This is a genomic window from Amycolatopsis sp. cmx-4-61 (assembly GCF_046548775.1).
Lineage (GTDB): Bacteria > Actinomycetota > Actinomycetes > Mycobacteriales > Pseudonocardiaceae > Amycolatopsis.
This window is the reverse complement of the sequence record NZ_JAEBEI010000010.1, coordinates 159,822-179,612: the sequence shown is the minus strand read 5'-3', so window position 1 is coordinate 179,612 and position 19,791 is coordinate 159,822. Positions and strand designations below refer to the sequence as shown.

Annotated in this window: 19 protein-coding genes; 8 read left to right on the top strand and 11 right to left on the bottom strand. The window is 73.5% G+C overall.

Features of this window, described 5'->3' with window-relative positions:
- Positions 1-82: 82 nt before the first annotated feature.
- The 5 genes from ACLJOU_RS27045 (at position 83) to ACLJOU_RS27025 (ending at position 3,989) form a co-directional block, all read left to right on the top strand.
- The gene (locus tag ACLJOU_RS27045; protein WP_410571010.1) at positions 83-460 is read left to right on the top strand and encodes an STAS domain-containing protein; all 378 of its coding nucleotides are present in this window, start codon (positions 83-85) and stop codon (positions 458-460) included.
- Positions 461-552: 92 nt separating this feature from the next.
- Positions 553-951, top strand: coding sequence for an ATP-binding protein (locus ACLJOU_RS27040; protein ID WP_410571008.1), 399 nt, complete (start codon positions 553-555; stop codon positions 949-951).
- On the top strand, positions 944-2,572 hold the full coding sequence (locus tag ACLJOU_RS27035) for a PP2C family protein-serine/threonine phosphatase (RefSeq protein WP_410571006.1): 1,629 nt from the start codon (positions 944-946) through the stop codon (positions 2,570-2,572). The genes ACLJOU_RS27040 and ACLJOU_RS27035 overlap by 8 nt, the downstream gene beginning before the upstream one ends.
- Positions 2,569-3,639 carry a B12-binding domain-containing protein gene (locus ACLJOU_RS27030; protein ID WP_410571005.1) on the top strand — a complete coding sequence of 357 codons (1,071 nt, stop codon included), beginning with the start codon at positions 2,569-2,571 and terminating at the stop codon, positions 3,637-3,639. Before ACLJOU_RS27035 ends, ACLJOU_RS27030 begins: the two co-directional genes overlap by 4 nt.
- Positions 3,636-3,989, top strand: coding sequence for an STAS domain-containing protein (locus ACLJOU_RS27025; RefSeq protein ID WP_410571003.1), 354 nt, complete (start codon positions 3,636-3,638; stop codon positions 3,987-3,989). The genes ACLJOU_RS27030 and ACLJOU_RS27025 overlap by 4 nt, the downstream gene beginning before the upstream one ends.
- A 29-nt stretch (positions 3,990-4,018) precedes the next feature.
- Here ACLJOU_RS27025 and ACLJOU_RS27020 read toward each other — a convergent pair whose 3' ends face one another.
- The gene (locus ACLJOU_RS27020) at positions 4,019-6,094 is read right to left on the bottom strand and encodes an MMPL family transporter (RefSeq protein ID WP_410571001.1); all 2,076 of its coding nucleotides are present in this window, start codon (positions 6,092-6,094) and stop codon (positions 4,019-4,021) included.
- Between the two features lie 74 nt (positions 6,095-6,168).
- Here ACLJOU_RS27020 and ACLJOU_RS27015 point away from each other — a divergent pair, with 74 nt between their 5' ends.
- Together ACLJOU_RS27015 and ACLJOU_RS27010 are read left to right on the top strand one after the other, a co-directional pair.
- Positions 6,169-6,603: a MarR family winged helix-turn-helix transcriptional regulator gene (locus tag ACLJOU_RS27015; RefSeq protein WP_410570999.1), complete on the top strand. Its 435-nt coding sequence runs from the start codon at positions 6,169-6,171 to the stop codon at positions 6,601-6,603.
- Positions 6,604-6,632: 29 nt separating this feature from the next.
- Positions 6,633-6,755, top strand: a complete 123-nt coding sequence (locus ACLJOU_RS27010) for a hypothetical protein (protein WP_410570998.1) — start codon at positions 6,633-6,635, stop codon at positions 6,753-6,755.
- A 124-nt stretch (positions 6,756-6,879) separates the two neighbouring features.
- Here the strand turns inward: ACLJOU_RS27010 and ACLJOU_RS27005 are convergent, their stop codons facing one another.
- The 9 genes from ACLJOU_RS27005 to ACLJOU_RS26965 all read right to left on the bottom strand — a co-directional run bounded on the left by ACLJOU_RS27005 (position 6,880) and on the right by ACLJOU_RS26965 (position 15,748).
- Positions 6,880-7,506 (bottom strand): DUF4360 domain-containing protein, encoded by a 627-nt coding sequence (locus ACLJOU_RS27005; protein WP_410570996.1) that lies wholly within the window; start codon positions 7,504-7,506, stop codon positions 6,880-6,882.
- 185 nt (positions 7,507-7,691) lie between these two features.
- Positions 7,692-8,567, bottom strand: a complete 876-nt coding sequence (locus ACLJOU_RS27000; protein ID WP_410570994.1) for a spermidine synthase — start codon at positions 8,565-8,567, stop codon at positions 7,692-7,694.
- Positions 8,567-8,926 (bottom strand): adenosylmethionine decarboxylase, encoded by a 360-nt coding sequence (gene speD / locus ACLJOU_RS26995; RefSeq protein ID WP_410570993.1) that lies wholly within the window; start codon positions 8,924-8,926, stop codon positions 8,567-8,569. Before speD ends, ACLJOU_RS27000 begins: the two co-directional genes overlap by 1 nt.
- The gene (locus tag ACLJOU_RS26990; RefSeq protein ID WP_410570991.1) at positions 8,919-10,067 is read right to left on the bottom strand and encodes a type III PLP-dependent enzyme; all 1,149 of its coding nucleotides are present in this window, start codon (positions 10,065-10,067) and stop codon (positions 8,919-8,921) included. Before ACLJOU_RS26990 ends, speD begins: the two co-directional genes overlap by 8 nt.
- 24 nt (positions 10,068-10,091) lie before the next feature.
- Complete coding sequence (locus ACLJOU_RS26985) at positions 10,092-12,623, bottom strand: glutaminase domain-containing protein (RefSeq protein ID WP_410570990.1); 2,532 nt, start codon at positions 12,621-12,623, stop codon at positions 10,092-10,094.
- Between the two features lie 273 nt (positions 12,624-12,896).
- Positions 12,897-13,373, bottom strand: coding sequence for an MSMEG_6728 family protein (locus tag ACLJOU_RS26980; protein WP_410571142.1), 477 nt, complete (start codon positions 13,371-13,373; stop codon positions 12,897-12,899).
- A 74-nt stretch (positions 13,374-13,447) separates the two neighbouring features.
- A complete protein-coding gene (locus ACLJOU_RS26975; RefSeq protein WP_410570988.1) occupies positions 13,448-13,753 on the bottom strand; it encodes a DUF1883 domain-containing protein in 306 nt (101 codons plus the stop codon).
- 100 nt (positions 13,754-13,853) lie between these two features.
- Positions 13,854-15,068, bottom strand: coding sequence for a hypothetical protein (locus ACLJOU_RS26970; protein ID WP_410570986.1), 1,215 nt, complete (start codon positions 15,066-15,068; stop codon positions 13,854-13,856).
- A 191-nt stretch (positions 15,069-15,259) separates the two neighbouring features.
- Positions 15,260-15,748 carry a MarR family winged helix-turn-helix transcriptional regulator gene (locus ACLJOU_RS26965; RefSeq protein ID WP_410570985.1) on the bottom strand — a complete coding sequence of 163 codons (489 nt, stop codon included), beginning with the start codon at positions 15,746-15,748 and terminating at the stop codon, positions 15,260-15,262.
- A gap of 28 nt (positions 15,749-15,776) precedes the next feature.
- Between ACLJOU_RS26965 and ACLJOU_RS26960 the strand changes: the two genes are divergently transcribed.
- The gene (locus ACLJOU_RS26960; RefSeq protein WP_410570984.1) at positions 15,777-17,222 is read left to right on the top strand and encodes a phenylacetate--CoA ligase family protein; all 1,446 of its coding nucleotides are present in this window, start codon (positions 15,777-15,779) and stop codon (positions 17,220-17,222) included.
- On the opposite strand, the gene ACLJOU_RS26955 is transcribed toward ACLJOU_RS26960, so the two are convergent.
- Positions 17,219-19,789, bottom strand: a complete 2,571-nt coding sequence (locus tag ACLJOU_RS26955) for a hypothetical protein (protein ID WP_410570982.1) — start codon at positions 19,787-19,789, stop codon at positions 17,219-17,221. The two genes, ACLJOU_RS26960 and ACLJOU_RS26955, sit on opposite strands and share 4 nt — an antisense overlap.
- Between the last annotated feature and the right edge of the window lie 2 nt (positions 19,790-19,791).

Sequence of the window (19,791 nt, the reverse complement as noted above, 5' to 3'; positions counted from 1 at the left end):
GGGGTCGACAGCGCTGGTAGATTGCGACCGGAACGGGTTGAGCCCCGCCGGCCCGTGTCCCCTCCCCAGCCTGGAGTTTCCGATGACCACCGACGCAGCGCGGCCGCGGTACTCGGGTGACGGCTGGTCGCTCGTCGCGCACGAAGCCGGCGGCCTGAGCGTCTACACCCTGCGCGGTGAGTTCGACTTCGCGGCCTCGGCGAAGCTGGCGGAGCTGCTCCCGGCCGCTCCCGGCGCCGAGCGGATCGTCGTCGACATGGCCGAGGTCGAGTACTGCGACTCCAGCTGCCTGCAGATCCTGCTGCGGCTGTCCCGGCGGCTGCGCGCGGCCGGCGGCCGCTTCGCCGTCGTGTCGGCCGCACCCGCCGTGACCAGGCCCATCGCCCTGCTCCGCCTCGGTGACGTGCTGCCCGTGCACCCCGCCGTCGAAGCGGTCGAAGCTTCCTGGAGTGCGGCATGACAACCTCGGACACCCGTGTCGGCGGCCCCGGTTCCGGGCATGAAGAAGGGGAGGGCCTCCCCACGGGGGCCGGCACGGCGAAGGAGGCGGACGTGAAACTCCGATCTGTCCGGCACGAACTCGGCATCTCCCCCGAGCTCTCCGAACTGGCGCGGGTCCGCCACTGGGTCCGGACGGTGCTGCGCGGATTCCCGGCGCACTTCGTCGGCACTGCGGTCATGGTGGTGGACGAGCTGACGTCGAACGCGCTGCGGCACGGCCGCGCGCCCTACTACGTCCGCCTGCTGCCCGACGCCGCCAAGCTGCGGATCGAAGTCGACGACAGCGGCGGCGAGCCCGCCCGCCGCCGGGCGCCGTCCGACCACGGCGGGCGCGGGCTCCTGCTGGTCGAGCGCTGCGCGGCCGCCTGGGGCCAGCTGCGCCGGGCGGGCGGCAAGACCCTCTGGGCCGAGCTGGCCACCGACCCGGACCCGGCCGGAGCCCGTGGCTGACCGGGCGCACCCGACGCTCGCCGTCCCGGTGGACAGCACCCGCGGCTGGACCGCCGCGCCCGTCGCCGCCCTGGTGGCCGACGGGTCCGGCGTGCTCCGCTCGCTCAACGACGCCGCCCGCCGGCTCTTCCCCGCCGCCGCCCCCGGCCGGCCGCTGGCGGGCACGGTGGCGGACTGGCTGGTCACCGCCCACGGCGACGGTCCGCCCGGGATCGTCCGCGGCGAGGTCGGCGAGCGGTGCTTCGCGGCGCACCCGATCCTGCACGGCGACGCCGTGACGTGGTGGCTGCTCGACGAGACCGAGACCCGTTCCGCCCGCGACGCGCTGGCCCGCGAGCAGGAGCGGACCACGTTCCTCAGCGACGCCTCCGCGGCCCTGCTCGGCTCGCTCAACCTCGACCGCTGCATGGAGGTCGCCGCCCGGCTGGCCGCGCAGCACCTGGCCGACGCCGCGCTCGTCCTGGCCCCGACGAACGGCGGCCCCTTCCCCGCCGTCACCTGCGTGCGCGGCGGCGAGCCCGCCCGGACCCGGCTGGAGATCGACCCGGCCGAGCTGCCCGGGCTGGGCGAAGCGCTGCAGGGCTTCCCGCCGGTGCCGTCGCGCTGGCTCGACCCCGACGCGGCGCCGTCGTGGGTGCTGCCGGCGGGCTTCGGGCCGGTCGGTTCGGTCGTCGTGACGCCGCTGCCCGGCCACGGCGTCCCCGCGGGTGCCCTGGTCCTGCTGCGCCGGGGTGACCGGGCGTCGTTCAGCGAATCCGAGGAGCTCTTCGCGCGGCTGTTCGCGGCGCGGGCGGGCGCGGCGATGTCGGCGGCGCGGGTGTTCGCGCTGCAGGCGTCGATCACCGACACGCTGATGCGCGAGCTGCTGCCGCCGACCCTCGAACAGCTCGGCGGCGTCGAGTTCGCCGGCCGGTACCGCCCGGCCCGCGACGGCGAGCGGATCGGCGGCGACTTCTACGACGTCCACTCGGTGGTCACCGCCGAGGGCGACGAGTCACTCGCCGTGCTCGGCGACGTCTGCGGCAAGGGGCTGGACGCGGCCGTGCTGACCGGCAAGATCCGCACCACGCTGCGGGCGCTGCTGCCGATGGCCGTCGACCACCACCGGCTGCTCGACCTGCTGAACCGCACGCTCGGCGACAACGACGACGCCCGGTACGTCACCCTGGTGCTGGCGTCCGCGCGGCGCGAAGGCGCCACCGTGCAGCTGCGCGTGACCTGCGCGGGGCACCCGCCGCCGCTGATCGTGCGGGCCGACGGCCGGGTCGAGGAGGCCGACAGCCAGGGCAGCCTGATCGGCGTGCTGCCCGAAATCGAGTCGCAGAGCGCGGACATCACGCTGCACCCCGGGGAGACCTGCCTGCTCTACACCGACGGGATCGTCGAGGCCAAGGGCGGCCCGCTCGGGGACGTCATGTACGGCGAAGAGCGGCTCAAGCAGGCGGTGGCCGAGTGCGTGAACATGCCGGCCGACGCCGTCGTCGAGCGGGTGCAGATGCTCGCGTCGCAGTGGATCGGGCGCGGCGCCCACGACGACATGGCCGTGCTGGCGATCACCCCGCCTCGCGGGCAGCACCTGGCCGCAGTCGGCGGCCACGGCCGCGGGAGGTACACCGCATGAGCACCGTGACCCGCGGCACCCGGGTGGCCGAGCACGCCGAGCGGCTCTGGGACGCCGTCACGGCCGGCGACGAGTACGCGGCGGGCGACATCGTGGTCCGGGCCCTCGGCGACGGGACCGACCCGGAGAGCGTGCTGCTCGACGTGATCGGCGCGGTGCAGCGGCGGGTCGGCCGGGAGTGGGCGGCGAACCGCCTCAGCGTCGCCCAGGAGCACGCGGCGACCGCGATCAACGACCGCGTCATCGCCACCGTCGGCCACGTCCTGCGCCGTCCCGAACCACACCTCGGCCGGATCACCGTCGCCTGCGTCGACGGCGAGTGGCACGCGATGCCGGCCCGGCTGCTGTCGGAGGTGCTGCGGCTGCGCGGGTTCCGGGTGGACTACCTCGGCGCGCAGGTGCCGGCCCCGCACCTGGTGGCCCACCTGCACCGCACCGGCCCGGACGCGGTGGCGCTGTCCGGTTCGCTGGCGACCCGGCTGCCGGCCGCGCACGCGACGATCACGGCGTGCCAGGCGGCGGCGACCCCGGTCATCGCGGGCGGCGCCGCCTTCGGCCCCGACGGCCGGTACGCCCGCCTGCTGGGCGCCGAAGCGTGGGCCCCGGACGCGCGCGCGGCCGCCGACCGGCTGGCCGAGCCGCTCCCCCGCCCGCACGCTGCGCACCAGCCGCTCGACGACCTGCCGCACCTGGCCGACCAGGAGTACACGCTGGTCACGCGCAGCTCGCCGGCGCTGGTGAAGACGGTGCTGACCGGCCTGGCGGAGCGCATCCCGGCGATGCGGGCCTACACCGACCAGCAGCGCCAGCACACCGCCGAGGACCTCGCCCACATCGTCGAGTTCCTGGCGACCGCCCTCTACGTCGGCGACGAGGAGCTGTTCACCGGGTTCCTGGGCTGGACGGCCGGGATCCTGACCGCGCGTGGCGTCCCGGCGGCGTCGCTCGTGCCGGCCCTCGAGCTGTTCGAAGCGGAGCTTCGCGACTTCCCGCGGGCCACCGGCATGCTCCGCGCCGCACGTACGCACCTGGCGGAGCCGGCCGCCGGATCGGAGCTGCCCGCATGACCACCGGGCTGACCTGTACCTGGACCACCGCGGAAGAGGGCACGGCCCGCGTGACGATCGAGGGCGACCTCGAGTTCGCCACGACCGGCACGCTGCTGCGCCTGATCGCCGACCACCTGGCGGCCGGCACCGGCGTCCGCCACGTCCGCCTGGACTGCGCCGCGATCGGCTTCTGCGACTCCTCCGGGTTGTCGGAGCTGATGAAGGTGCACCGCATCGTCGTGGCGGCGGGCGCCCGGCTGCACCTGGACAACCGCCAGCCCGCCCTGCACCGCCTCCTGACCCGGACCGGCACGGCCGCGCTCCTGACCGGCGACGCACTGGACTCCCGGGCGCGCCGCGACTCCTGAGCAGTCCCGGGCCCGGTACGCGCACTCCGCTACCCGGCCGGCGATTCGGGGCGCGCCAGTTTCGACGGCCACCAGATGCGCCGGCCGACGTCGACCGTCAGGGCGGGGACCAGCAGGGAGCGTACCAGGAGCGTGTCCAGGAGCACGCCGAACGCCACGATGAACGCGATCTGGGCCAGGAACAGGATCGGGATCACCGCCAGCGCCGAGAACGTCGCCGCCAGCACGACCCCCGCCGAGGTGATCACCCCGCCCGTCAGCGACAGGCCGCGCAACGTGCCCTCGCGCGTGCCCCGGGTCAGCGCTTCCTCGCGCACCCGGGTCATCAGGAAGATGTTGTAGTCGATGCCCAGCGCCACCAGGAAGACGAACCCGAACAGGGGCACCACCGGGTCCGCGCCGGGGAAGTCCAGGACATGGTTGAACACCAGCGCCGACACGCCCATCGTCGCCGCGAACGAGAGGACCACCGTCGCGATCAGCAGCAAGGGGGCCACCAACGACCGCAGCAGCAAGGCCAGCACCAGGAAGATCACCAGCAGCACGATCGGGATGATCAGCGCGCGGTCGCGCTTCGACGTCTGCTGCGTGTCCAGCTGGATCGCCGTCGGGCCGCCCACCTTCGCGTTCGCGTCCGGCACCGCGTGCACGGCGTCGCGCAGCCGGCCGACCGTGGCGACCGCCGCTTCCGAGTCCGCGGGGTCGGTGAGCACCGACAGGATCTGCACGCGGCCGCCGACCACCTTCGGACGGCCGTCGTCGCCGGGCAACGGGAACGACTGCGCCACCCCGGCCGTCGCGGCCGCCGCCTTGAGGACGGCGGGCAGCGCGCCGGCGTCGGCGATCGTGATCGCCGGGGCGCCGAGGCCGCCCGGGAAGTGCCGCCCGAGGATCTCCTGCCCGGTCCCGGATTCCACCTGGGTCAGGAAGACGTCGGATTGGGCGGTCCCGGACGCCTTGAGCTGCGGCAGGAACGCCACGCCGACGCCGAGCACCAGCGCCGTCACCACCCAGACCGCGCGCGGGCGGCGGCCGACCAGGCGGGCGACCCGGCCCCAGATCCCCGCCGTCTCCGGGTGCGGCGAACCCAGCGCCGGCTTGAACGGCCAGAACGCGCCGCGGCCGCACAGCGCCAGCGCGGCAGGCAGGAACGTCGTCGACGCCAGCAGCGCGGCACCGATGCCGATCGCCGCGACCGGACCGAGGCCCTTGTTCGAGTTGAGGTCGCTGAAGAGCAGGCACAGGACGCCGAGCACGACGGTGCCCGCCGACGCCGCGATCGGTTCGAGCGTCGCCCGCCAGGCCAGCTTGAGCGCGTCGAACCGGCTCGGCGTGTCGCGCAGCTGCTCGCGGAACCGGGCGACCAGCAGGAGCGCGTAGTCGGTCGCCGCGCCGAAGACGAGGATCGAAAGAATGCCCTGGCTCTGGCCGTTGAGCGCGAGCACGTCGTGCTTCGCCAGCAGGTACACGACCAGGCTGGCCAGGCCGAGCGCGAACACCGCCGACAGCAGCACCAGGAGCGGCAGCAGGGGGCTGCGGTAGACCACGACGAGGATCAGCGCCACCACGCCGCCCGCGACGAGCAGCAGGATGCCGTCGATGCCGCCGAACGCCTTGACGAGGTCGGCGATCTGCCCGGCGGGCCCGGTGACGAGCACGGTGAGCCCGGCCGGCGCGCCACCGAGCCGGGCCCGGACCTCCTTGACGACGTCCGCGGGGTTGCCGTCGGCGAAGATCGGCACGGCCAGCTGCTCGGCCTGGTCGTCCCGGGGGGCCTGCTGCGGCTGCCCGAGCGGGCCGGCCACTCCGGGCACGCCGCCCAGCTCCTGCGCCTTGGCCGCCAGGAACCGCCGGTCTTCGCCGGTCAGGCCGCTCGTGCGCTCGGCGACGACCGTCGCGGGCAGCACCTGGCGCGGGCTGAACGCTTTCGTCTCGTCGGAGACTTCGGTGGCTTCGGCGGACTGGGGCAGGAAGGCGGCGTTGTCGTTCTTCGCGACCTCACTGAGCTTGCCGGCGAACGGGCCACCGAACCCGCCCAGCCCGAGCCAGGCGATCACCAGGAGGGCGGGGACCAGCCAGCGGAGGCGGCGCGGCTTGTCGTTCATGGTCGCTAAGGTCCTTTCGAGGGCGGACACGCCCAATTGTTCAGCAAGCTGAACATTCTGCACGACGACCCGGAGTGACGGTGAGCACAACCCCCGAACCCGACCTGAGCACCTGGCCGACCGGCCGCCTGCTGGCCGTGGCCGCACGGCTGGTGGAGCAACGCTGGGTGGCCGTGCTCGACGGCATGGGCCTCACCCACGCGGGTCTCATCGCGCTGCACACCCTGCGTGACGGGCCGCTCCCCCAGCGGACGCTGGCCCAGCGCTGCCAGGTCACCGACCAGACGATGAGCCGCACGCTCGACCGCCTGACCAAGGCCGGCTTCGTCACCCGTACGGCGGACCCGGCCGACGCCCGCCGTCACCTGACCCGGTTGACCGACCACGGCCGGGCGGTGCACGAGCAGGCCGTGCGCGCCGAACCGGCCCTGCTCGGGGGCCTCGGCGACGACGACGCGTTCCGCGCCGGGCTGCTGGACCTGATCACCCGGCTGTCCACGGGCGATTGAGACCGCGCGAGGCTGGGTAGCTTTCTCACATGTGGATCGCGGTGAGCACCCCAGTGGCCGTCCTGATCGCTACCGTCCTGATGGAGCGGTTCGAACGCCGGTGCCGTCTGGTACCCGGCTCCGAAACCGAGCGCGCGCCGCTCGGCAGCTGACGTCGACCGGTTGATTCGCGTTCAACGGATTCGCGGTTCGGAAAGCGGGTACGGCAAACCCGCTCACCGGCCGAGGGGTTTCCGGTGAGCGGGCGCCTTGACAATGGCTCCGGCGAGGGCCTATTCAGCAGGTCTTCCACGCGAAGTGGTAAATCGTGTCCACGCTCGCGTGCTCAGAATCCATTTCGATGAAACTGCCCCCGGCGGACGAACCCGCGTCCGCGCGCAGTTCCGCATTGATGTTCAGGTTGCGGCTCTCCCCGCACGGGGCGAACACCAGGTCGGCCACGTCCGTCGTGTCGGTGGCCCGCCACACGCCGTGGAACGGGCCGGGGAAGGTGTGCCGCACGCGGGCGGTGGGCGCCGTCCCGGTGAAGTAGTAGTTGGCCTGCTCGAGGGCGCTCGCTCCGCTCTCGATGTGGGCGAAGCCGCGGTAGTCCGCCTCCGCGATCGCGTACGTGAACCCTTGCGGCACATGCACGAGCACGTTGATCTGGCAGTTCTTCCTGCCTTCGAGCGCCGACGCCCCGCCGCCCGCCTTGGCGGTGAAGTTCGTGTAGTGCACCGTGAACGCCGTGTTGTCCGAAGCGACGTCGGCCGACGCGGTGGCCGTGCCCGCCGGGCAGCCGGAACCGTTGATCGTCTTGATGTCGAGCGTGATCTTCTCGGACGGAACCGAGTCCGCCCCGGAAGCGACGGGGGCGGCGAAGGCGGACAGAACCAGTGCGGCAACGATCGACGTACCGAGCATGACGCTCCTCCAATTGGGCCACGGTGCCTGGTGGTCGTGATGATCGCGCGCGGAGAGGATCGTAGCGCGATCGCAACCTTTTCGACGGCCACTGAACGGAGTAACACGATCGGGCCCGCCGACCCGGGAAAACCATTTCCCGCCATTTCCCGTTTCACAGGGCCGGATATTCGCGGAATCGAAGGTCAAGAGCGGCGAGCCGGACCACTGTCGTGCCGGAGCGAATACGGCGGGGTGCAGCCGCCGAGCAGCGCTTCGGCGTCGAGCGTCACCGCCCCGCTCCCCCGCTCCGCGAACCGCCGCGCCACCAGCGCGCCGGGCTGTTCGACCGGGTCCGCACGCCCGGTCAGGAAGGCCCACTCGTGCTCGTCGGAACCGAAGTACAGCACGGCGCCGAACACCTCGCGGAACCGGCGCCAGGACGCGCGCAGCATTTCGTTGCGCCACAGCGTCGGGCAGCCCGCCTGGCAGGTCACGACCCCGCCCGGCGCCAGCAGGCGCGCGCAGCGGGCGAGGAAATCCGGGCCGTACAAGCGGTTGTGCTGCGCGGCCGGTTCGGTGTTCTCGTCCGGCAGGTCGATCACGACCACGTCGTAGGTCTCGCCCCGCCGTTCCGCCTCGCCCAGGAACGCCCAGCCGTCTAGATAGGACACCCGGACCGGTCCGTCCCCGCGCTCGGCCCGCGCGAGCTCCGCCGGGGTGTAGCCGTAGGGCAGGTGCTCGGCGCAGGCCCGCACGGCGTCGGCGTCGATGTCGACGTGGTCGACCAGCGAGGCGCCCGCGTCGACCGCCAACCGGCTCGCCACTCCCTCGCTCGAGCCGATGACGAGCACCCGCCGCACCCGCTCGGCCAGCAGCAGGGCGGGCACCATCAGGGCTTCGTGGTACACCAGCTGGCTCGCCTCGGTGCTCTGGCGCTCGCCGTCGCAGAACAGCGAAACGCCCTGCGCGGTCGTCCCGATCAGCACCTCCTGGTACGGCGTGCGCTCGTGGTACCGGACGTCGCCGACCTCCCAGACGCGGGTGAGGCCGTCGCCGACCGGTTCGTGGATCAGGGGCATCAGCGTTCTCCCCGGTGCAGGACCGACAGGTGGACCGAAGCGGCGTGCAGCGAGGCCGCGAGCAGCCGCAGCGCGTGCTCGGGATCGGCGCGTTCCCCGCAGGTGAACACGTCGGCGAAGAGCGACCCGTGCTCCGGGTAGGTGTGCACGGACGCGTGCGACTCGGCCAGCAGCGCGACCACCGTGGCGCCCTGGGGCGCGAACCGCTGCGCCACGACGTCGAGGACCGTCGCGCCCGCCGCGGTCACTGCGGCCCGCAGCAGTTCCCCGAGCCGGACCGGGTCGTCGAGCAGGCCGGGGTCGACGCCGTGCAGCTCCGCGAGCACGTGCCGCCCGGTGAACCGGCCGACGTCAGGCATCGCCCCACCGCCCGAGGCAGTACGTGCGCAGCGGCTCGATCCCGTTGAACCCCACCGACGCGTAGCTCGCGGTGTAGGCCCCGGTGCCCGGCAGGTCGAGCCGGTCACCGGGCCGCAGCGCCAGGGGCAGCTCGTACGGCGTCCGCTGGTAGAGCACGTCGTCGCCGTCGCAGGTGGGCCCGGCGAGCACCACCGGGCCGTCCGGGCCGTCGTGCGCCCCCACCGGCTCGAACCGGTAGGCGATGGCTTCGTTCTCCGCCTCGGCGAGCCCGTTGTAGCGGCCGATGTCGAGGTACACCCAGCGCCGCTCGTCCCGGTGCGCGACCAGCACGACCTCGGTACGCAGCAGGCCGGCGTCCGCGACGAGCACCCGCCCGGGCTCCAGCAGCAGCTCCGGCCGCTCGCCGGGGAAGAACGCCGCCAGGGCCGCCGCGATCGTCGACGCGTACGCGGCCAAGGGCGGGACGGCGGTGCGGTGGGCCGTCGCGAAGCCGCCGCCGAGGTTGAGCCGCGTCATGGTGACGCCGTGCGCCGCGGCCTCACCGAACAGCTTCGCCGCCGTGGCGATGCCGATCTCCCAGGCGGTGACGTCCGGCTGCTGCGAGCCGACGTGGAAGGCGAGGCCGGGCCGCAGTCCCCGCTCGGCCGCGCGCAGCACCAGCTCGAGCGCCCCGGTCGGCGCGCAGCCGAACTTCCGGCCGAACGGCGTCGCCGAGTCCGGCGCGTCGAGCACGACGCGGATCGACACCGCCGCGCCCGGCGCGTACCGGCCCAGGTGGTCGACGTCGGCCGGGGCGTCCGAAGTGAACTCCCGGACCCCGCGCTCGAACGCGAAGGCGATGTCCCGCGGCTTCTTGATCGGGTTGCCGTAGGCGAGGTCCGCCGGATCGGCGCCGCGGCCGAGGCACAGCCCGATCTCCCCCGGCCCGGCGACGTCGAAGCCGACCCCGGCCGCCACCAGCGCGTCGAGCACCGGCGGCGCCGGGTTGGCCTTGACCGCGTACCGGATCAGCGCGCCGGGGAAGGCCGCACCGAACTCACGCGCCCGGTCCGCGACGACGTCGGTGTCGACGACCAGGCACGGCGTCGGCGGGTCCCGCTCGGTGAGGAAGCGGCGGATCCGGGTGAAGTCGGCGCGCACGGCCGCCAGTGTCGCAAACCGGCGTCAGACGAACCGCCACAGGTGGTCCGGTGTCCCGTTGTCGTCCCACTGGGTGACCTGGGCGCCGTCCGCCGTGGACTGCTGGTCGACGGCCATCACCTTGCCGCTGCGGACGTTCACCAGCTTCGACCAGCCACCGCCGGCGTCGACGATCCGCCAGTTGTGGTCGGGCGTGCCGTTGTCGCGGTACTGCTGCACGTGGGCGCCGTTGTCGAGGCTCTGGTCGTGCACCGCCAGGACCTTCCCGCTGTTGCGGTTGACGATCCGGACGGTGCCGTCGCCGTTGTCCACCACGGCCCAGAGGTGATCGGCGGTGCCGTTGTCCGACCACTGGGTGACCTCGGCGGTGTCGGCCAGGGACATGTTCGAGACGGCGAGGACCTTCCCCGAGCGCTGGTTCTGCAGCTTCCGCCACACCGTCGCCGACGCGGCCGGGCGGGTCAGCAGGGCCAGGTAGCCGCCGGCGACCGGGCGGGCCTGGAAGCCGCGCTGGGTGGCGTCGGCGACGACGTACCAGTCGCTGAACGGCACGCGCTGCGGTGTGGTGTTCGCGTAGCTGTAGACGCCTTCGACCAGCGTGGCGCGGATGTTCGGCTGGTCGGTGAGCCAGGCCGCGGTCCACAGTTCCCAGTCGGCCTTCGTGTAGTCGTTCCGCGGGTCGAGCAGGACGCCGTGGGCCCCCGCGCGGGCCTGGTACCAGGCGGCCTCCTGCGTCGCGACGCCGTAGGGGACGAGGTCGAGGCCGAGCACGCGGTCGGCGAAGCCGTTGTACTTCAGGCTCCACGTACCCGGCTGGTCGTAGGCGAGCCGCAGGTGCTGCCCGTCCTCGGCGAGCGTCACCCACTGGCTGACGTAGCTGCGGGACGTCGAGCGGTACCGCTGGACGTCGGCGGTGTTGCCCACGGTGGCGGCGATGATGCCCATGGCGCCGACGCCGATGATCCCCTTCAAGGCGAGGTTCGCGCTGTGGGCGATGAAGCCGGTGAAGTCGTCGGTCTGGTTCTGGAAGCCGGGGTCGAGGGTGTTGGCGACGAGGTATTCGCCCCACTGCCGCAGGATTCGGTAGTGGGTGTTCGCGAACGCCACGGCGTCGGCCGACGGCAGCCGCTGCACCAGCGCCGCCGCCATGATCAGCAGGTTCGCCGACTCCTCGACGGGCATGCTTTCTTCGTTGCCGTCGTTGTGCCCGGTCGCGTCCGGGTAGTGGGTGCCGAGGTCGTGCTCGGCGAACTGCATCGGCCAGCCGCCGCGCTCGGCGTAGTCGAGCAGGGGTTCCAGCAGCAGCCGCAGGTAGGCGGGCGAGAGGTAGAGGTAGGCCGGGAACGCCGGGTAGGTGACGTCCACTGTGGACATGTTGCCGTTGGAGGAGATCTCCTTGAGGAACGCCCAGGGCGCGCCGCCCCGGTCGACCAGCTCGGTCCCGCCGTAGGCCTGGCGCAGCGCGAGCGCGCAGATCCCGGCGTAGTGCTCGCCGGTGGTGCCGCCGCCCGCCGCGGCGACGGCGTCGTCGTGCAGGCGCTGGTCGAGCGCGGTCGCGGCCGACAGCGCGGCGGCGTAGTCGTTCGCGAACCACACCGCCATGTCCGGCCAGCTGCTCCAGTAGTGCGTCCACCAGGGGCGCAGCTCGGTGCCGAGGTAGCGGACCGCGGGGGTGCGGACGTGCCCGATCGCCAGGGTGAACGGGGCGGCCGTGCCGCCGGCGGGGATCGTGCCCAGGTCCCTGTTGACCGCGAGGACGGGCCAGCGGTCGTTGATCGCCCGGGGCTGGGCGCTGTCGCTGGTGTTGTTCAGGGCGCCCTGGGCCGCCGACGCACCGCGCACGACGGTGTCCTGCCCGATCTGCCAGGTGGTCCCGGACGCCGGCGCGGCGAGGACGAGGGAGCCCCAGCTCGCCTGGTCGCCGTTTTCCTGCAGCACGCCGGGGCTCGCCGGGGTGCAGCTGAGCAGCGTGTAGCCGCCTGCCTGCTGCTGCGACCAGGTGACGGGCGTGGCAGTGTCGCCGTGCACCCACTCGGCGGAGGTGTCGAAGTGCAGGTCGACGGCGTGCGCGCGGCCGTCGGCGCTGGCGGCCTGGATGGTGACGTACCCGAACGGGACGCACTGGCGCTGCAGGTTCGCCGGGTCGACCGGGGAGAAGAACGTGACGGTGAGGTTCACCCCGCCGCCGGTGAGGACGTAAGTGGACCGGGTGCCGGTGACCTGGAGGCTCACCTGCGTCATCGCGGTCGCGGCCGGGCTGCCGGGCGCGCCGGCGAAGAGGTAGGCGACGCCGTCGATCCGCGCGAGGCCGCAGAGCGCGGTGATGTGGCCGGTCCAGAAGCTCGACCAGGTGCCGGCGAGGTTGTCGGCGGGCTGCCAGGTGGACAGGTAGGGCGAGCGGACGATCAGCGGGGTGGCGGGCGGCCGAATCGGGCTGAAGGTCCCGGCGACGGCGGTCCCGGGCAGCCAGAGGGCCGCGGCGACGGCGGCGGCGGTGCCGCCGGCGAGCCGGAGCAGATCGCGGCGGGTGAGGTGATCGCGTTCTCGGGAGGACATCGGTGGCCCCTTCCAACGGCGCACGAGCCGGGCAGGGACTTTTTTACATCGTTGGTACAACGTTGTAAATCCGCCGAAGGTCGGCGTTCGGGTGGGGTGCGGACCAGTGGCGCCGCAGGTCCGGTGCGGATTCCGGGCGCGTTGTCCGGCGCTGTTCGGTGAGGCCGTCCGGCGCGGCTCGGTCGAGCCGTCCCGTGGGGTTCGGCCGAGCCGTCCGGCGCGGCTCGGTCAAGCCGTCCGGTGGGGTCCGGTCGAGCCATCCGGTGGGTTCGGTCAGGCCGTCCGGCTCGGCCGGTCCGACGGCGGCCACACGTACGGCAGGTCCGCCGGCACCCCGGGGAACCGCGCGCCGTAGTGCTCCGGGTCCTTGCGCACCAAGGCCGACTGGTGACTGCGGTGCAGGGCTTCGTCGCCCAGCCACGGCGGCACGTCGCCCGCCGCCGTGAGCTCCGCCTGGGTGCGGACCTCGGCCGTGCCGCCCGATCGGGTGAACTCCTCCCCCAGCTTGACCGCGCAGGTGTCCGCCGCGCCCAGCTCGCACCACACCCGGCAGACCTCGAGGCCGTAGCGCGTCAGCGCTTCCTCGTACCCGGTCCACATCTTGGCCGCCGGGTGGTGGCGCCAGCCGTAGCCGGGGATCACGAGCGCACGCAGCACCTGGAGCGCCTCGACGCGCTGCTTCCCCAGCCGGCGGCGGTCGAGGACGCGGGCGCTGGCGGCGAAGTCGGCACACGGCAGGAACGTCTGCATCCCGGCCGGGTACCCGGCTTTCGCCCGGCGATGCCCCCCTTCGGCGGCCCTGCCGGCCGCCGAAGGGGCGGTGGTCACCGTGGGCCGCCGCGTCCCCGGGTCGTGCCGGCCGCTTCCGGTTCGACGCTCACCCGCGGGCGCAGGGGCCGGGCTTCGAGGCCCTCGACGTCGATCACCAGGAACCAGTGGGCGTTGGCCGGGATGTGGATCTTGAACATCGGTGCGGTGGCCACCCCGCCGTGCATCCGGTAGTACTGCCGGCGCTGGTAGGCCTCGAAGTTGACCGCGGTCAGCAGCCGGATGTTGGCCATCGCGTCCAGGCGCACGGTGACCACCGCGTCTCTTCGCACCTTCCCCAGGTCGAACACGCTCGCTTCCATTTCGTCCCTCTTCCACGCGTGGTTTTCGGTTCGAGTTCGGCGGTCGCGGGCAGCGCGGATCGCGCCGCGCAGCACACGACGGGCGGAAGACCGGAACGGACTAGCCGGGCCCGGTGCCCGGTTCGCACGGCCGCCACAGCGGCACGAACTCGCCGTGCGCCCAGGGGGACGCCCGGAAGCGGTGCGGGGCGGGGCCCGCGGTCAGGAAGGCGGGCGGAAGGGTGGAGCCGACCCCGGAGGCGACATCGCAGGGCACGGGCACACCGGGACGCCGCGGGGCGGGGGTTTCCTCGGGCCGGTGGCCACCTCGCGGCGCGCGCGGGTGTTTTCCTCCGGGTGCTCGCGCGTCGGGGCGGTTGGTGACGCAGGCCGGGCCGTCCGCGACGGGGGCGGCGGTTTCCGGGGCCGGGGTGACCTGCTGGGGCGGCGACGGGCGGATCTCGGTCCAGAGCAGCGGAGCTCCGAAGGCGGCCGCGGGTGGTTCGCCGCCCGCCGGGACCGCCAGGGACCGCTCGGCTCCCTCGACTCCCTCCGCAACGGCGGGAACCGGCTCGGTCGGACGCAGAACCGGGGCAAGGGGGGTGGCAACGGGCGAGACGGCACGCGCGATCGGCTCGAGAGACCCCAGCACATCCCCCACGGGCGCCAGTACGGCGGCAGCGGTTTGGCGCACTGGCGAGAGAAGAGCTTCCGCAGCGCGCGCGACTGCCGTGACGCCCTTACGCACCGGGGAAACGACAGTTTCAGCAGTACGCGCCACCGGCTCCACCGAACCCGCCAAAGGCTCCACGACCGCCCCGGCGCCCTTGGCCACCGGCGAAACGACAGTGCGCGCCACCGGGGCCACCGAACCCGCCAAAGGGCCCATGACCGCCCCGGCGCCCTTCCGCACCGGCGAAACAACAGCTTCCGCCGTACGCGCCACCGGCTCCGCCGAACCCGCCAAAGGCTCCACGACCGCCCCGACACCCTTGCCCACCGGCGAAACGACAGTGCGCGCCACCGGGGCCACCGAACCGGTCACCGGCCTCGCTGCCGCCGCGGCGCTCTTGCTCACCGGGGCGACCGCCGCACGGACCACCTGCCCGGCCGCGAGCGCGAGGCCGTCCTCGGCCGTGGCCCGGTGCGAGACCGGCACCGGGCCCACACCGTCAGCAGGCGCAGCCACCACAACCGGATCCCCGGCCCGGGTCGCTGCGCCGGCGTGGGCGGACGTCAGCCATGACACCAGCCAGAGGCCGGCCACGGCCCCCGCCAGCACCAGCAGCCGTCGCGCGGTGACGGACGCGCCGCCCACCTTGCGAGCCCGGGTCACGTCGGCGAACCTCCACAGTGAGAGCAGGCCTGGGACTTACCCTCCAACGCCGCCCGCCACACCCCTGCAACGGGCCGCTGGGCGCTTCCACTCGTCCGGCCTAGCGTTTTCACCCTGCAAGGCCCCACTTAGGCCTCCGGTCGGGCGAGTGTGCTGGACCGGGTGTCCGCTGCCGGATACCTCCGCCGGGTTCAGGCTTCCTGGGCGCGCCGTTGGCCGGAGAGCGCGCCCAGCGCCGTGACGCCGTGCTGGAGCCCTTCGCGGAACGTCGCGCGCTGGCCCGGGCTCAGGTCCGCCAGGAGCGCGTTCTCCACCTCGGCGACCGCGGGCGCGCACCCGGCGAGCAGCGCGCGTCCGGCGTCGGTGAGGCCCGCGAGCAGGACGCGCTTGTTGCCCGCTTTCGGGGTCCGCGCGATCAGCCCGCGTTTTTCCAGCGCCAGCACCATTTCGTGCATGGTCTGCGGCCGCAGGAACGAGCGGCGGGCCAGCTGCGCCGACGAGAGCGCGCCGCTGGCTTCGAGCACGGTCAGCGCCGTGTACTGCAGCGTGGTCAGCCCGAGCGGCCGCAGGGCGTCGTCGAGCAGCGCCCTGATCACCAGCTCGAGCCGTTTGACCAGGTAGAGGGTCAACGGCGCGCCGGCGGGCTGCTCCTGGGCCGAGGTGCTCACGGCGCCCATCATGACACGCGGCCGCCGCTATGCTCCGATCATGGACCTCGGTCGGCAGACCCGCGTGCGGCAGGCGTTCGACACCTTCTTCGGGGCTCCGGAACCGCCGTCGGAAACCCGTGTCCTCGACCTCTTCCACCGCACGGCGGAGACCGTGCCGGCGTACCGGAAGTTCCTGCGGGAGCACGGGATCGAACCCGCGAGCGTCACGACGATGGCCGACTTCCGGCGGCTGCCCCCGGTCGACAAGGACGGCTACCACCGCAGGTACCCGCTGCCCGAGCTGTGCCGCGGCGGCACGTTCGCCGGGCTCGACATGATCGCCGTCTCCTCCGGCTCGAGCGGCCGGCCGACGATCTGGCCGCGGGCGCTCGAAGACGAACTGCACGTCGCCCGGCGGTTCGAGCAGGTGCTGGTGGACGCCTTCGGCGCCGATCGGCGCAGCACGCTCGCCGTCGTCTGCTTCCCGCTCGGCACCTGGGTGGGCGGCCTGTTCACCACGGCGTGCGTACGCCACCTCGCCGCCAAGGGCTGCCCGATCACCGTCGTGGCGCCGGGCAACAACAAGGCGGAGATCCTGCGGGTGCTGCCCGAGCTCGCGCCGCACTTCGAGCAGGTGGTGCTGCTGGGCTACCCGCCGTTCGTCAAGGACGTCGTCGACACCGGCCTGGCCGAGGGCGTCGACTGGCCCGCGTACGCGATCAAGCTCGTGCTGGCGGGCGAGGTCTTCAGCGAGCAGTGGCGCGAGCTGGTGGCCGGGCGCGCGGGGATCGCCGACCCCGTCCGGGACATCGCGTCGCTGTACGGCACGGCCGACGCGGGCGTGCTCGGCACCGAAACCCCGGTGTCGGCGGGCATCCGCCGGTTCCTCGCCGGCCGTCCGGACCTCGCGCGCGAGCTCTTCGGCGACGCGCGGCTGCCGACGCTGGTCCAGTACGACCCGGCGAGCCGCTTCTTCGAGGTGCACGAGGGCACGCTGCTGTTCACCGCGGACGGCGGCATCCCGCTGATCCGCTACCACATCGCCGACGACGGCGGGCTCCTGCCGCACGCCGGGCTGCTCGCCTTCTGCGCCCGGCACGGCTGCACACCGCCGCCCGGCCCGGAGCTGCCGTTCGTGTACGTGTTCGGCCGCTCGCTGTTCACGGTGTCGTTCTTCGGCGCGAACGTCTACCCGGAGAACGTGACGGTCGGCCTGGAGCAGCCCGGCATCAGCGACACGGTGACGGGCAAGTTCGTGATCGAGTCGGTGGAGGACGCCGACCGCGACCGCCGGCTGCGCATCACGGTCGAGACGGCCCCGGGCACCACCGCCGACGCTGCCCGGATCGCGGCGGCGGTGCGCGCCCAGCTGGTCCGGCTGAACAGCGAGTTCGCGCACTACGTCCCGGCGGAGCGCCAGCTGCCGGAGGTCGTCCTGCGCCCGGCGGGCGACCCGGAGTACTTCCCGGTGGGGGTGAAACACCGCTACACGCGGCCGGTCTAGGGGTGGGCCAGCTTGCGGAACCGGTCCCGCCGTTCGTCCGCCGACGAGCCGTCGGCGATGGCGTCGTCGAACCAGGAACCGAGCGCGGCCCAGAGTTCCGCGCAGCCGGCGAAGTCGTCGATCACGGACTGCTCGGCCAGCTCGGCGATGTCGGCCACCAGGTGGTCCAGGCGGCGGTCGCACAGGCGGACGTACTCGCGGACGACGATGTTCGCGTCCAGGTTCGTCTTCGCGCGCGGACCCGCCGCCCCGCGCAGCTGGGCGTGCAGGCTTTCTTCGCAGTACAGCGGGAATCCCGGGATCGAACCCGGGTAGCCGCACTCGGCCGACCACTCGCGGAACGCGCAGATCGCCTGGTACCGCGTGTACCAGTCCTGCTTGCCCGCCGCCAGGCTCGCCAGTTTCCGCCAGGCGTCGCGGTCGGCCGAGCGCCAGCGGTCGAGGGTGCGGCCGTCCGGGGCCGGCCCCTCGTCGAGCGCGTGGGCGCGCCAGAAGTGCGCCCGGCAGCCGGCCATCTCGGCGACGAGCTCGCGCACGTAGCTGACCTGTTCCCAGACGTGGGCGCGCTGCGGCCGCAGCGGGGCCGCGCGGTCCGGGGAGAACGTCACCATCTCGAAGACGCGGAACAGCTCGTGGCCGCGCAGGGCCGCCAGGTCCGGGTCCTCCCCCATCACCCAGGACCGGCGCTCCGGCAGCCGGCCGCTGTGGCTGATCGTCGCCGCGTGGTAGAGCTCGCGGACCGCCCGGCGGGCCACCTCGTCCCGGGCTTCGCCGGCCAGACGCGGGTTGCGCGCGCGGTCGCGCAGGTCGCGCTCGCCGCGCGGGCCGACTTCGAGCAGCGCGACCGCGTACACGCTCGCCGCGTTGTAGCACTCCTCCCACGACCGGCGGGGGCCCGCGGCTTCCACGGTGGCGTCGAGCGCGGCGGGGTCCGGCGGCCAGCGCCGGTCCGGGCAGACGTCGGCCAGCCGGACGCGGCTGCCCGGGTAGGCGGGCTGCGGTTCGGGCACCGCGCCGGTGACCGGCTCGACGTCCGCCATCGCGCGCCGCACCACCGACCAGACCAGGGAGAGGTCGAGCGCGCGGTTGGTCAGCTGGTGCCAGCTGGGCCGCCAGCGGCGGCCGAACCGGTGGTAGTCCGCGATGAGCCGTTCGATCTCGTACTGCGAGAGCGCGCAGAAGTACGAGCGCATCTCCGCCGCGCGCTGGTTGTACTCGGCCAGCTGCTCCGGGGTCGCCTCGCCGACCAGCAGCTCCTCCACCGGCACGCGCAGCACGCGCCGGTGCAGCTCCAGGCGCTTCTCACGCGGGATCGCGTACGGCCGCGTCCGGACGTCGAGGTCGACGTACCGGCGGAAGCGCAGCTCGATCGCCGCCCGCAGCTCGGCGCGGCGCTGGGCCCGCGCGTCGCCGGGAGCGCCCGCCGTCGTGCGCCGCACCCACCAGGCCCCGGCCACGGAGTCGCCGTGGCCCAGGACGAGGGCATGCCGGTAGCGGGCGATGAGCAGGGCGACGTCGCGGCCGCGGCCGGCGTGGCGGGGCTGCCGCGCGAAGTCCGGACCGATCCACCAGCGGGCCAGCCGCGCGTGGCCGCGGCTGCAGACGGTGATCACGTCGTCGTAGGTGGCGAGCGCGTCGAGGTGCAGGTCGAGCTGCTCCTGCAGGGCGGCGATCTCGAGTCTGATGTAGACGTTGGCCGGGTCGAGGCTGACCGCGCGGTAGTACTCGGCGAGGGCCTCGTCGTAGCGGCGGTTGGTGATGAAGTGGTTGGCGCGCTGGTAGGCGTCGAACAGCTCGCACGGGATCTTCGCCCCGCGCCAGGCGGCCCAGTGGATGTTCGTGCGGACGTACGCGCTGCGCGGGATGACCAGCGCGGCCACGGCGTTCGCCGCCCGGTGCAGCACGCGCGGCCAGTTCGCGTCCTCGATCACCAGCGGGCTCGCGGCGAACCGCGGGACCCGGACGAGTTCCAGGATGAGCTGGTGGCGGCCGGGGGTGTTGCCGGGCCGCACGGTGCCGGTCACGGTGAACGCGGCCGGCGGCTGGGCGAGCCGGATCAGCTTGGTGACGGCCTTCCACCAGCCTTCCGCGGCATCGCCGGCGTGCTCGACGATCTGCAGGAAGTCGTAGGAGCTGCCGGCGCCCGGGACCGGCGTCGGGGTGTAGAGCCGGGAGTCGTTGAGGAACCGCTTGAAGGTGGCGGTCAGCTCGACGGCGGAGTCGATCTCCCGGTCGTGGCTGCCGTCGGGCCGTTCGTCCACGAACACCCGGATGTCGATCTGGTTGGCCCGGTAGGCGGCGGCTTCCAGCCGCGCCTTGCCGACGAAGTACAGCGTCAGGACGGCCGAGACGAGCACGACCGACGTCTGCAGCACGGTCCAGGTGATCACGGTGGCGACCTTCGGGTCGCGCACGAAGGTCCAGGCCTGGAAGAACGGCAGGTACGGCACGACCGCGAAGCCGGCCGCGACGAGCCCGGCCGCCACCGCCGCCAGCCACCACCTGATCCGGTGAGCTGCGGGGAGTTCGGCTTGGTCGAAGCCGCCGAGTCGCCGCGCGTGCACCATCC

Coding starts and splice junctions, on each gene's coding strand:
- ACLJOU_RS26960 (WP_410570984.1), top strand. CDS start 15,777: ATGGACCTCGGTCGGCAGACCCGCGTGCGGCAGGCGTTCGACACCTTC.
- ACLJOU_RS26975 (WP_410570988.1), bottom strand. CDS start 13,753: ATGGAAGCGAGCGTGTTCGACCTGGGGAAGGTGCGAAGAGACGCGGTG.
- ACLJOU_RS26980 (WP_410571142.1), bottom strand. CDS start 13,373: ATGCAGACGTTCCTGCCGTGTGCCGACTTCGCCGCCAGCGCCCGCGTC.
- ACLJOU_RS26985 (WP_410570990.1), bottom strand. CDS start 12,623: ATGTCCTCCCGAGAACGCGATCACCTCACCCGCCGCGATCTGCTCCGG.
- ACLJOU_RS26965 (WP_410570985.1), bottom strand. CDS start 15,748: ATGATGGGCGCCGTGAGCACCTCGGCCCAGGAGCAGCCCGCCGGCGCG.
- ACLJOU_RS27030 (WP_410571005.1), top strand. CDS start 2,569: ATGAGCACCGTGACCCGCGGCACCCGGGTGGCCGAGCACGCCGAGCGG.
- ACLJOU_RS27025 (WP_410571003.1), top strand. CDS start 3,636: ATGACCACCGGGCTGACCTGTACCTGGACCACCGCGGAAGAGGGCACG.
- ACLJOU_RS26955 (WP_410570982.1), bottom strand. CDS start 19,789: ATGGTGCACGCGCGGCGACTCGGCGGCTTCGACCAAGCCGAACTCCCC.
- ACLJOU_RS27045 (WP_410571010.1), top strand. CDS start 83: ATGACCACCGACGCAGCGCGGCCGCGGTACTCGGGTGACGGCTGGTCG.
- speD (WP_410570993.1), bottom strand. CDS start 8,926: ATGCCTGACGTCGGCCGGTTCACCGGGCGGCACGTGCTCGCGGAGCTG.
- ACLJOU_RS27000 (WP_410570994.1), bottom strand. CDS start 8,567: ATGCCCCTGATCCACGAACCGGTCGGCGACGGCCTCACCCGCGTCTGG.
- ACLJOU_RS27020 (WP_410571001.1), bottom strand. CDS start 6,094: ATGAACGACAAGCCGCGCCGCCTCCGCTGGCTGGTCCCCGCCCTCCTG.
- ACLJOU_RS27010 (WP_410570998.1), top strand. CDS start 6,633: ATGTGGATCGCGGTGAGCACCCCAGTGGCCGTCCTGATCGCTACCGTC.
- ACLJOU_RS27005 (WP_410570996.1), bottom strand. CDS start 7,506: ATGCTCGGTACGTCGATCGTTGCCGCACTGGTTCTGTCCGCCTTCGCC.